Annotated in this window: 12 protein-coding genes; 4 read left to right on the forward strand and 8 right to left on the reverse strand. The window is 74.5% G+C overall.

Features of this window, described 5'->3' with window-relative positions; genetic code table 11:
* Positions 1-72: 72 nt before the first annotated feature.
* Genes AB0M28_RS16760 through AB0M28_RS16770 form a run of 3 tightly spaced genes read right to left on the reverse strand, consistent with a single transcriptional unit; the run spans position 73 to position 3,668 of the window.
* Complete coding sequence (locus tag AB0M28_RS16760; RefSeq protein ID WP_365404493.1) at positions 73-2,619, reverse strand: FtsX-like permease family protein; 2,547 nt, start codon at positions 2,617-2,619, stop codon at positions 73-75.
* A gap of 3 nt (positions 2,620-2,622) precedes the next feature.
* Complete coding sequence (locus AB0M28_RS16765; protein ID WP_365404496.1) at positions 2,623-3,384, reverse strand: ABC transporter ATP-binding protein; 762 nt, start codon at positions 3,382-3,384, stop codon at positions 2,623-2,625.
* Positions 3,381-3,668 carry an SHOCT domain-containing protein gene (locus AB0M28_RS16770; RefSeq protein WP_365404499.1) on the reverse strand — a complete coding sequence of 96 codons (288 nt, stop codon included), beginning with the start codon at positions 3,666-3,668 and terminating at the stop codon, positions 3,381-3,383. Before AB0M28_RS16770 ends, AB0M28_RS16765 begins: the two co-directional genes overlap by 4 nt.
* Positions 3,669-3,837: 169 nt before the next feature.
* Here AB0M28_RS16770 and AB0M28_RS16775 point away from each other — a divergent pair, with 169 nt between their 5' ends.
* Both AB0M28_RS16775 and AB0M28_RS16780 read left to right on the forward strand, forming a co-directional pair.
* Positions 3,838-4,422, forward strand: a complete 585-nt coding sequence (locus tag AB0M28_RS16775) for a helix-turn-helix domain-containing protein (RefSeq protein ID WP_365404501.1) — start codon at positions 3,838-3,840, stop codon at positions 4,420-4,422.
* 8 nt (positions 4,423-4,430) lie between these two features.
* The gene (locus tag AB0M28_RS16780) at positions 4,431-5,018 is read left to right on the forward strand and encodes a DUF4865 family protein (RefSeq protein ID WP_365404504.1); all 588 of its coding nucleotides are present in this window, start codon (positions 4,431-4,433) and stop codon (positions 5,016-5,018) included.
* 25 nt (positions 5,019-5,043) lie between these two features.
* Here the strand turns inward: AB0M28_RS16780 and AB0M28_RS16785 are convergent, their stop codons facing one another.
* Entirely contained in the window at positions 5,044-5,952 is a 909-nt protein-coding gene (locus AB0M28_RS16785) for a DUF2797 domain-containing protein (RefSeq protein ID WP_365404507.1), read from the reverse strand.
* 46 nt (positions 5,953-5,998) lie between these two features.
* On the reverse strand, positions 5,999-6,199 hold the full coding sequence (locus tag AB0M28_RS16790) for a DUF6210 family protein (RefSeq protein WP_365404510.1): 201 nt from the start codon (positions 6,197-6,199) through the stop codon (positions 5,999-6,001).
* Between the two features lie 215 nt (positions 6,200-6,414).
* On the opposite strand from AB0M28_RS16790, the gene AB0M28_RS16795 reads away from it, so the two are divergent.
* A complete protein-coding gene (locus tag AB0M28_RS16795; RefSeq protein ID WP_365404513.1) occupies positions 6,415-6,828 on the forward strand; it encodes a PaaI family thioesterase in 414 nt (137 codons plus the stop codon).
* Between the two features lie 37 nt (positions 6,829-6,865).
* Here AB0M28_RS16795 and AB0M28_RS16800 read toward each other — a convergent pair whose 3' ends face one another.
* From AB0M28_RS16800 to AB0M28_RS16810, 3 genes are all read right to left on the reverse strand, one after another.
* Positions 6,866-8,095 (reverse strand): amidase, encoded by a 1,230-nt coding sequence (locus tag AB0M28_RS16800; RefSeq protein WP_365404516.1) that lies wholly within the window; start codon positions 8,093-8,095, stop codon positions 6,866-6,868.
* 21 nt (positions 8,096-8,116) lie between these two features.
* Positions 8,117-8,647: a GNAT family N-acetyltransferase gene (locus AB0M28_RS16805; RefSeq protein ID WP_365404519.1), complete on the reverse strand. Its 531-nt coding sequence runs from the start codon at positions 8,645-8,647 to the stop codon at positions 8,117-8,119.
* A 101-nt stretch (positions 8,648-8,748) separates the two neighbouring features.
* Complete coding sequence (locus AB0M28_RS16810; protein ID WP_365404522.1) at positions 8,749-9,969, reverse strand: ROK family protein; 1,221 nt, start codon at positions 9,967-9,969, stop codon at positions 8,749-8,751.
* 47 nt (positions 9,970-10,016) lie between these two features.
* Here AB0M28_RS16810 and AB0M28_RS16815 point away from each other — a divergent pair, with 47 nt between their 5' ends.
* On the forward strand, positions 10,017-11,198 hold the full coding sequence (locus tag AB0M28_RS16815; protein WP_365404525.1) for an MFS transporter: 1,182 nt from the start codon (positions 10,017-10,019) through the stop codon (positions 11,196-11,198).
* The last annotated feature ends 163 nt before the right edge of the window (positions 11,199-11,361 follow it).

The following is an 11,361-nucleotide window of genomic DNA, read 5'->3' on the forward strand; positions in this document are numbered from 1 at the left end:
GACGTACGACAAGGGAGCCCGGGGTTCGGACCCGGGCTCCCTTGTCGTCGTACGACGTGGGCGGAACGCGCGTCACTCCGCCGCGATCGCCCGCAGCACGTCCAGCCGTGCCGCGCGCCGGGCGGGCCGCCAACCGGCCAGCGCGCCGGCCGTGACCCCGACCAGGGCGACGATCGCCAGCTGCACCGGCGGGACGGAGAAGGCGCTGTTGCCCGCGCTGTCCGTGGCCTTGACCATCGCCCAGCCGAGGAACGCGCCGAGCCCCAGCCCGCCGGCCGTGCCGAAGGCGGCGACCAGCAGCGACTCCCAGCGGACCATGGCCCGCAGCTGCGTCCGGGTCTGTCCGACGGCCCGCAGCAGGCCCAGTTCGCGGGTGCGCTCGTGCACCGCGAGGGTGAGCGTGTTGGCGATGCCGAGGAGGGCGATCAGCACGGCGAGGGCCAGCAGGGCGTAGACGAGGGTCAGCATGATGTCGATGCCGGCCGCGGAGCTCTCCGCGTACTCCTCACGCGTCTGCACCTCGGGGTTTCCGTACTGCTGCGCGACCTTCTCCACCGCCGCCTTGCCGGCGGCGAAGTCCACGCCGTCCTTGAACGACACGGCGACGAGGTTGTCCGCGTCGTTCAGCCGGTGCGGCTCCCAGGCCGTGCGGGAGACGACGTAGTCCCCGGCGATGCCCTTCTCGCCGTAGACGGCGCGGACGGTGAAGGTCTGCTTCGTACCGTCGGTGAACGTGAACCGCGCGGTGGAGCCGACCTGCCAGCCCCGCTTGTCCGCCTCGTCCTGCGATACGGCGACGCCGTTCGCGCCCAGGCCGTCGATCCGGCCGTCGACCTCGCCCAGGTCCAGGACCCGGTCGAGCGCGGCGGGGTCGGCGACGGTGAGCGCGCGGCCGCTGCCGTCGACGCGGGCCACGCCCTGGCCCAGGCCCAGCGCCGTGTCGACCTCGGGCAGTGCGGCGACCGCGGGGGCCAGCTGGGGGCTGAGTCCGTTGGGGCCGGCGCCGAAGCCGGACGCCTGGACTGCCACGTCGCCGGCGAAGGCCCGGGACACGGTCTGGTCCATGGTCGTCTTCAGCGAGGAGGCGAAGACCGTGAACAGCGACACCACGGCGACGCCGATCATCAGCGCGGTGGCGGTGGCCGCCGTGCGCTTGGGGCTGCGCAGCGCGTTGCGCTTGGCGAGCCGGCCGTTCATCCGGCGCAGGGGCGCGCCGAGGGTCCGTACGGCCGCGGAGGACGCGACCGGGCCCAGGACGACGAAGCCGGCGAGGGTGGCGACGGCGCCGATCCCGGTGAGCATCGCGGACGGGCCGGACAGCGCGCCCACCACGGTCAGGGCGACACCCGCCAGGCCGACGGCCGAGCCCACCACGGCCCGGGTCCGCGAGGCCGCGGAGGAGTCGACGGCCGTCTCACGCAGCGCGGCCAGCGGCGCGGTACGGCCCGCCTTGACGGCCGGGTGCAGCGCGGAGCCGACGCACACGATCAGGCCGACGACCAGCGGCAGCACCAGCGACATCGATTTGATCACCAGGTCGCCCTCCGGGAACGGGAAGCCCACGGCCGGGAACAGCGCCTGCAGCCCCGCGGCGATCCCGATGCCGCCCGCTAGCCCGGCCAGCGAGGCGATGACGGCGACCGCCACGGCTTCGGTGAGGGTCTGCGCGAGCACCTGCCGCCGGGTGGCGCCCAGGGCGCGCAGCAGCGCGTTCTCACGGGTGCGCTGGGCGACGACGATGGCGAACGTGTTGTGGATGCTGAACGTGGCCACCAGCAGGGCGATGCCCGCGAAGACCAGCAGCATCATGGTGAACATCGACAGGAAGGCGCCGGAGATCTGGTCCTGGTTCTCCTCGGCGATGTCCTGGCCGGTGACGGCCTCCACGCCCTTGGGCAGCAGCGGCTGCAGCGCCTCGACCAGCTCGTCCTGGGAGGTGCCCGGCCCGGCCCGCACCTGGATGGACGCGGCCTGGTCGGGCTTCGGCACCAGGTACGCGGCGGCGTCGGCCCGGGTCAGACCGGTGAAGGTCACCTGTCCCATGCCGTCCTCGCCGCCGAAGGTGGAGATGCCCACGATGGTGATCTTCAGGGGGTCGGGGGTGCGCAGGACCGTCGAGTCGCCGATCCCCAGATCGCCGGCCTTGGCGGCGCCGCGGTTGATCACGGCCTCGCCCGGGGCCTGCGGGACGCGGCCCTCGGCGAGCTGGTAGGAGTTCAGGTCCGGGTCGTCGATCCAGTTGCCGGCGAGGGTGGGCGGGCCCTGCCCGCCGATCGGCTCGCCGTCGCTGTCGAGCAGCTGGCCGCGCCCCTGGATGCTGGGTACGGCGGCCGCAACACCCGGCACGTCGGCGATCCGCTCGGCGAGGTCCGCGTCGACGGGCTGGCGGGTGCCGAACTCGTCGTCCGGCGTGGTGATCGCGTCGGCGCTGCGCACCACCGCGTCCGTACCGCTGGTGGCGCGGCCGAACATGGTGTCGAAGGCCGCCTTGAGGGTGTCGCCCATCACCAGGGTGCCGGCGAGGAACGACACGCCGAGCAGCACGGCCAGGAACGTGCCGGCGAAGCGCCGCTTGTGCGCGCGCAGCGACGCGGCGCTGATCCGCAGGGTGGCACTCATGGCCTACGCGCCTCCCTTCGGGTCGAGGTCCTTCATGCGGTCGAGTACGCGGCCGGGCGTCGGGTCCGGCATCCGGTCGACGAGGCGGCCGTCCGCCAGGAAGACCACCTCGTCGGCGTGGGAGGCGGCGACCGGGTCGTGGGTGACCATGACGACGGTCCGGTCCATCTCGCGGACGGTGCGGCCGAGCAGGCCCAGGACCTCCTCGCCGGAGCGGGAGTCGAGGTTGCCGGTCGGCTCGTCGGCGAAGACGACGTCGGGACGGCCGGCGAAGGCGCGGGCCACGGCGACGCGCTGCTGCTGGCCTCCGGACAGCTCGCTGGGGCGGTGGTGCAGCCGGTCGCGCAGGCCGACGACGTCGATCAGGGCGTCGATCCACTCGCTGTCGCCACGCTGCCCGGCGAGGTCCATGGGCAGCGTGATGTTCTCCGCGACGGTCAGCGTCGGCAGCAGGTTGAACGCCTGGAAGACGAAGCCGATGCGGTCGCGGCGCAGCAGGGTCAGCCTGCGGTCGTCGAGGACGCTGAGGTCGGTGGCGCCGATGTGGGCGCTGCCCGAGGTCAGGGTGTCGAGACCGGCGGCGCAGTGCATGAGGGTGGACTTGCCGGAGCCGGAAGGGCCCATGATCGCGGTGAACCGGGCGGCCGGGAACTCGACGGTGACCCCGTCGAGCGCCCGGACCTCGGTGTCCCCGGAGCCGTAGACCTTCACGGCGTCGATCACGCGCGCCGCGGCGGCGGTGAGAACGGGAGCCGAGGTGTTCACGCGGCACCGCCCTTCGTGCCCTGGCCGAACTCCTCGTTCAGCACGGACAGCCGGCGCCAGTACTCGTCCTCGTCGATCTCGCCGGCGGCGAACCGGCGGCCGAGGACGGAGAGGGGCGACTGCTCGCCGTAACCCTGACGGCGCTGCCACGGGCCGCGGCCGCGCCACACGGTGCGGCGCATCAGGAAGAAGAAGCCGGCGATGACGAGGGCCCAGATCAGCGGGAAGAGCAGGATCCACGGGCCGGGGCCGCCGTCGTGCCAGGGGTGCGCCAGGATGTCCATCTCGTTCAGCTCCTCGGTAGCGATCGGTTGGTGCCTCGCTATCGAGACTCGGCTTTCCGGGCCCCGAAATCGTCGTACGGCCAGCGGCACCTGGTCTGCTCCCCGGGGAGTACGCGGCGGTGCGGGGCCTGCTCCCGGCTCTGTACCTACTGGTATGTACACTGCTGCCATGAGCACCGCCGACCGTCTGATCGACGCCACCCGGGAGCTCCTGTGGGAGCGCGGCTACACCGGCACCAGCCCCAAGGCCATCCAGCAGCGGGCGGGCGCCGGGCAGGGCAGCATGTACCACCACTTCGCCGGGAAGCAGGATCTGGCGCTGGCCGCGATCCGCCGTACGACGGCGCGGATGCGGGAGGTGGCGCAGGCGGATCTGGCCGGTCCCGGGAGTGCCGTCGAGCGGATCGAGCGGTATCTGCTGCGCGAGCGGGAGGTGTTGCGGGGCTGCCCGGCCGGGCGGCTGACGCAGGACCCCGACATCGTCGCGAGCGCGGAGCTGCGCGCGCCGGTGGACGAGCTGTTCGACTGGCTGCGGGCGCGGCTCACGGCGGTGGTGGCGGAGGGGCAGGCGGCCGGCGAGCTGTCGGCGTCCCTCGATCCGCGGGCCGCGGGGGCGGTCATCGCGGCGGCGGTACAGGGCGGTTACGTGCTGGCCCGGGCGGCCGGGACGGCGGAGCCGTTCGAGCAGGCGGTGCGGGGGGCCGTGGGCCTGGTGCGGGCGGCGGCCGTTCGGGGCGCCGCCACGACGAACTGAGGAGAAACATGCACGCGATGCAGTACGCCATCACCCTGCCCGCCGACTACGACATGGGGATCGTCCGCGCACGGGTGGCCGCGAAGGGCCATCTCCTTGACGCCTTCCCGGGATTGGGCCTGAAGACGTATCTGATGCGCGAGCAGGGCGTGGACGGCTCGCCGGTGAACCAGTACGCCCCCTTCTACCTGTGGCGGACGCCGGAGGGGATGAACGGCTTCCTGTGGGGCGACGGATTCCGGGGCATCATCCGGGACTTCGGGCGTCCCGTCGTCCAGCACTGGACGGGGCTGGGATTCGTCCGCGGTCCGGAGTACGGTGCCGGGCCCGGGGAGGTCGCGGTACGGCGCGTGCGCGGCGTACTCCCCGGGGAGGACCCGGCGTCCGTGATCGAGGAGGAGCTGGCGGGGCTGGAGAAGCTCGCCGGGGAGCCGGGGCTGCGGTGTGCGGCGCTGGGGATCGATCCGCGGACGTGGGAGCTGGTGGCGTTCTCGCTGTGGGCCGGCGACGGGGCGGCGGCGCCCGGTGAGCGGTATCAGGTGCTGTACGCCTGCGACCCGGAGCTCGACGGGCTGGAGCGGGGTCGGCAGTGGTGAGTTCGGCGGCGGGTCCGCGTTCCGCTCAGAACAGCGCCTCGGGCGCGGGTTGAGCGGTGACCACGGGGGTCGTGGGCGCGGGCCTGCTGCGCGGGCCGGGGCGGGTGAGGGGCCAGGCGAGCGCGAGCCGTGAGTCGACGAGCAACTCGCCCCGGTCCGTGGCGAGATAGAGGTCCGGTCCGGCCGCCGCGCGCAGCACGCCGGTGACCGCGCAGCCGGGCGCGAGCGCGGTGAGCTGCGCGGCGGGGCGCGGCGGGGCCGGCTCCAGGCCGAACGCCGCCGCGTGGTCGACGGGCGCGAAGCCGGCGGGCTCCAGCGTGTCCCGCCAGCCCGGGACGCGGGCGGCCGCGTCGTACACGGCGCGCAGCTCGCGGACGCGCTCGTCGGGGCCGGGCAGCCGGAGGCGCCCCTCGCGCTTGCGTGCCGAGTGCACGCGGTCGGGGATACCCAGGCCGGCGCCCAGCACGGCCTCCGCCCGGCGGGCGGACATCAGCGGGCCCCGGCCGAGGAAGGTGAAGCAGACGGCCGCCTGCTCCAGCAGCCGCACGGACCCGCGTTCCACGGCGGTGATGCCCACCTTGGTCAGCCCCGGCGCGAACCACGCGAGGTACACCGAGTATGGCCGCGGATCGTCCGGGACGGTGTCCGCGGCGACGGACTGCGACCGGTCGAGGGCCGCGCAGGCGTCGCACTGGTCGCGGTGCGACTCGGCGGCCAGCACCCGGGCATCCGGACAGGGCGTGCGCCGCCCCGCCCGCACCACGCCCGCACAGCGGCGCACGGCGCCCTCGGGCACGGCGAGCGCGACGCCGTCACCGACGGCAAGCCGCCCACCCTTGCGCTCACCGCCCCGCGGATGCCACCACCGCCATCCGGGCGCACCGTCGGACCAGCGCAGGCCGCCGCACCGCCAGAGGTCGTCCGCGTCGTTCATGGAGCCGATGGTAGGCGGAGGCACCGACAACGCCGCCCGCCGGCCTTCAGTCGGAGTTCGCCCACATCAGGACACCGGAACCGTCCGGCGTGCGGACCGGGACCCATGCCTCGTCGAGCTCCGCGATCCGGGTCTCGTCCAGGCCCAGCGCATGCGGCTCGGACCACTGCAGGCTGTTGCTGGACCAGTAGGTGACCTCGGCGACGATCGCCCGCAGTCGTGCGAGGTCGTCGCCGGCCGGGGCCATGCCGACACCGCCCAGCCGACGACGTGGGTCGGGGCTCGTACGACGACGTTGAGCCCGCCGTCCGCCGTACCGTCCGGATCGAGGAAGACGTAGCGCCGGGAAGCCATGGCGGCAGTCTCACCTGGTATCACCCTCCCCTTCAACGGAGTTGTCGCGCGCCCGTGCGCCCTGCGCGCGGCGTTGTCGGTGGGGGCCAGCGGCGTCACACTGGCCGAGTGACTCTGACGCTGGCGGAAGCCCAGAAGATCCTCGCCGACAACTTCGCCCCGTGGGTGCTCGATCTCGGGCTGACCGTGGAGCGCGCCGACGCGGAGCGCGCCGTGCTGCGGCTGCCCTGGTCGGACCGGCTGGCCCGGGAGGGCGGGGCGATGTCCGGGCAGGCGATGATGGCGGCGGCGGACACCGCCACGGTGATCGCGGTCTCCGCGGCGCGGGGCGGCTACGGGCCGATGACGACCGTGCAGCAGTCGACGTCGTTCATGCGGGCCGTGGTGGGCGCGGACGTGCTGGTCGAGGTGGTGGTCACGAAGCTCGGCCGGCGCATGGCCTTCGCCGACATCACCCTGACCCCCGACGGCTCCCCCGACCCGGCCGCCCGCGCCTCCACGGTGTACGCGCTGCTGGGCTGACGCTCCCGCGTCACGCCCCCGCGTCACGCCCCCGGTTTCACGCCCCCGCGACGGCTTCGGCCACGCCCCTCCCCCACCGCAGCAGGGCCTCGTCCCGTCCCGGCGCGGCGACCAGCTGCAGGCCCAGCGGGAGGCCGTTGCGGGAGCGGCCCGCGGGGACGGTGAGCGCGGGCAGGCCGGTGTCGCTCCAGGGCAGGCACATGATGGAGCTGCCCGTGGTCTGCAGGCCGCGCGGCGCCGCCCCGGGCGCGGGCGGCGCCACCCACGCGTCGACGCCGGCGGAGGCCATCACGTCGAGCAGCCGCTCCCGCGTGGCCGCGCGCCGCGTCTGGGCGGCGCGGTACTCGTCGTCGCCGATCCGCTCGCCCTCGCGGATCGCCTTCACCGTCTCCTCGCGGTACAGCTCGCCGTACTCGGGGAACCAGTCGGCGTGCGACTGGACCAGCTCGTACCGGTTCGCGATCATCAGGTCCGCCCGCATCTCGGCGAAGTCGGGCATGGCCGGCACCCGCCGTACCCGATAGCCAGCCGCGGCCAGGAGCGTCAGCTGGCGCTCGAACGCCTCCAGCGCCTCCGGCTCCGCGTGCGCGAGGTACGGCCCCTCCGGCACGGCGAGCAGCGGGGCCGCGGACGCGTCCGCCGCCGCGTCCCAGTCGTCGCAGACGACCCCCGCGAGCAGCTCCACCCCGGCGACGTCACGGGCGAAGACGCCCACGGTGTCGAAGCTGAGGGCGTTCGGGACGACGCCGTCCATCGGTATCCGCCCGTACGTCGGCTTGAACCCCACCACCCCGCAGAAGGCCGCGGGCCGGATCACGGACCCGACGGTCTGCGTCCCCACGGCGTACGGCACCATCCCGGCGGCGACGGCGGCCGCCGATCCGCTGCTGGAACCGCCCGGCGTATGGGCGAGGTTGTGCGGGTTGCGGGTCTCCCCGGGGGCGAGCACGGCGAACTCCGCGGTGACGGTCTTCCCGGCGACGACGGCGCCGGCGTCCCGCAGCCGGTCCACGACTCCGGCCTGCGGCCCGTCGAACACCTCGGCGGGCAGCGCCGACCCGGCCCGGGTCTCGGTCCCGTCCGCCCGGATGATGTCCTTGATCCCGACACCCGCCCCGTACAGCGCGGGCTTCTCCCCCGGCCAGCGGTCCGCGTTCTCCCGCGCCTCCTTCTCCAGCCGCCCCCGGCGGCCGGGCTCGGGAACGAAGGCGTGGATGTCGCGGTCGAGCCGGTCGATGCTGTCGCAGAGCGTCGCTGTGTGATCCATAACCTGGATGGTAGGCCGATCTCACGGCCGGAGCAGTCCGCCCACCCACCAGTCGTGCGGCTCGCCGTCGTTGGCGATCCCGCGGCTGCGCAGTGTCCCCTCGAGGGTGAAGCCCAGCTTCTCTGCGACGGCGCGCGAGCCGGTGTTCCCCACCATCGCCCACCACTCCATGCGGTGGACGTCGAGCGTGGCCCAGCCCCAGTCGCACAGCGCCCGGGCGGCCTCGGCCGAATAGCCGTGGCCGCGCTGCTCCCTGACGGCCCAGTAGCCCAGTTCGTACACGCCCCGGCTCAGCCTGGTCAGGCAGTACGAGCCGACGAGCGCACCGCCGTCCCTGCGGAACGCGCCGAGGGTGTAGTCCTTGTCCGAGGCCCAGCCCTGCGGCCACTCCTCCTGGACGCGCTGCTCCGCGTGCTCCCGCTCGTACGGCACCGGAACCGGTGTGTAGTACTGGATGTCCCGGTCCTGGCAGGCGTCGTACACCGCGTCCACGTCCTTCGGCGCGAAGGGCCGCAGTATCAGGCGGTCGGTCTCGAGGGTCACCGGTTCCATCGGGGCAGTATGACGATCAGCCGGGACGGGTGACCACTGGTTTCCGGCAGCGGGGGGCGCGTACCCGTCAGCTGCTCAGGACCAGCCGCCGACCGCGACCGCTACCCCGCCACCAGCCGCAGCGGATCGTCCAGCACCGGCTGCCAGGCCAGCTCCGCCGCGCCCACGAGGCTGTTGTGGTCCAGGGTGCAGGCCGTGAGGGGGACGCTGCCCGAGCGGCCCCAGAGGCTGCGGTCGGCCACCACCGTGGCGAGGCGCTCCGGGTCGGCCTCGAGCAGGTCGCGGTGGAGTCCGCCGAGGATGACGCGGTCCGGGTTGAGGATGTTCACCAGGCCCGCCAGACCCAGGCCCAGGCGGTCGATCAGGGTCTCCGCCGCCGTACGGACCGACGGGTCCGCGTACTCGTCGCGGATCAGGTCGCGCGCCTGCTGCAGGAGCGAGACCTCCGGCCCGGGGTCGCGCCCCGCCGCCAGCAGGAAGGCCAGCGGGTCCGTCTCCACGTCCAGGCAGCCGCGGCTGCCGCAGTGGCACTGCTTGCCGCCGTCCGGGTTCACCGTCAGGTGCCCGACCTCCAGCGCCAGCCCCGAACTCCCCGTGTGCAGCCGCCCGTCGATGACGAGCGCGCCGCCCACGCCCCGGTGGCCGGTCGCCACGCACAGCAGATGGCGCGCCCCGCGCCCCGCGCCGTGCCGGTGCTCGGCCAGGGCCGCGAGGTTGACGTCGTTGCCGGTGCGGCCGAACGCCTCGGCGTCGCCGGACAGCCCCGCCGCGGCGAGGGCGTCCTTGAACGCCTCCCGTACGTCCGCGCCGCCCGGCCAGGCCAGATGGAGCGGGTTCAGCGCGGTGCCCTCCGGCTCCGCGACGGCGGAGGGCACCGCCAGCCCCGCGCCCACGCAGCGGCGCCCGGACTCGGCCAGCAGCCGGGCACCCTCCTCCACGACGGCGCTCAGCACGGCCATCGGGTCGGCCGGGACCGTCATACAGCCCGGCGCCGTCGCCACGATCTGCCCGCCGAGGCCGACCAGGGCCGCGCGGAAGCCGTCGGCGTGCACCTGGGCGGCGAGGACGACCGGGCCCGAGTGGTTCACCGCGAGCCGGTGCGAGGGGCGGCCCTGGTGGCCGGCCGCGGCGGCGGGCCGCGAGTCGACCTTGATCAGGCCGAGCGCCTCCAGCTCCGCCGCGACCGCGCCCGCGGTGGCGCGGGTCACGCCGAGCTCGGAGGTGAGGACGGCACGGGTGGGGGCACGGCCGGTGTGTACGAGTTCGAGGGCGGGGCCGAGGGCGCCGCGTCCTCGCTCAAGCCTTGTACGAGTCGGGGTCACATCCCTATTCTGTCTTTGTGCCGACACTGAACAAAATACGGGCCGCGATGGCGCGTCCCCGCCGCCCCTCCGCGACCACTCCGGACCTCTCGCGCCTGCGCGTCGCGCTCACCGTGTTCTTCGCCCTGGACGGCTTCGTCTTCGCCGGGTGGGTCGTCCGTATCCCCGCCATCAAGGACCAGACGGGCGCCACGCCGGGCGCGCTGGGGCTGGCCCTGCTCGGCGTGTCGGCGGGCGCGGTCCTCACGATGACGCTCACCGGGCGGCTGTGCGAGCGGTTCGGTTCGATGCGGGTGACGATCGCCATGGCGCTGCTGATGTCGCTCAGCGTGGCGCTGCCGCCGCTCACCCACTCCGCGCTCGCGCTCGGGCTGGTCCTGGTGGTCTTCGGTGCGGCGTACGGCTCCATCAGCGTCGCCCTCAACAGCGCGGCCGTCGACTTCATCGCCGTACTGCGGCGGCCCGTGATGCCCACCTTCCACGCGGCGTACAGCCTGGGCGGCATGCTCGGCGCGGGGCTCGGGGCGCTGCTGGCCGGGGGCCTCTCCCCGACGTGGCACCTGCTGCTGCTCACCGCCATCGGCCTCGCGGTCACGGGCTTCACCGGCCCGGCGCTGCTCGCGCACCCGCTGCCGGCCGCGACTCCCTCGCCTCCGGCGGCCGTCTCCCGCCGGGGCGGTACGGGGCTGCTGGTCACCGTCTTCGGGCTGATCGCGCTGTGTACGGCGTACGGCGAGGGGGCGATGGCCGACTGGGGCGCCCTGCACCTCAAGGAGTCCCTGGACGCGGGGCCCGGCCTGGCGGCCGCGGGGTACTCCGTCTTCGCGCTCACGATGACCTTGGGCCGGCTGAGCGGCACGGCGCTGCTGGAGCGCCTCGGCGAGACGCGGGCGCTCACGCTCGGCGGGGCGACCGCCTCGGCGGGCATGCTGCTCGGGGCTCTCGCCCCGTCGGTGTGGGCGGCCCTCGTCGGCTTCGCCGTCACGGGGCTGGGGCTGGCGAACATCTTCCCCATCGCGATCGGCCGCGCGGGCGTGCTCGCCGGGCCCGGCGGTGTGGCGGCGGCGTCCACGCTGGGGTACGGCGGCATGCTCATCGGCCCGCCGGCGATCGGTTTCCTGGCGGAATGGCTCTCGCTCCCGGCGGCGCTCACGACGGTGGCGCTGCTGGCGGCGCTGTCGTCGCTGGTGGCGTTCGCGACGCGGCACGCGGCGCGCGGCGCGGTGTGACCGCGGCCTCGGCGCTGCGCGCCTCGTCCTCAGACGCCGGGCGGGCTGCACGTGCCGCCGCGCTTCGGCGACGACCTCCGACGAACGCGAGGCCCAGCACCTCGCCCGCGGCGCGGTGGAGCGACGGCTCGCCGCGTGCGCGCAGGTCGGAGGGCCGGTGACG

Origin of the sequence: Streptomyces sp. NPDC051940, from assembly GCF_040680895.1 — a bacterium.
Classification (GTDB): domain Bacteria; phylum Actinomycetota; class Actinomycetes; order Streptomycetales; family Streptomycetaceae; genus Streptomyces.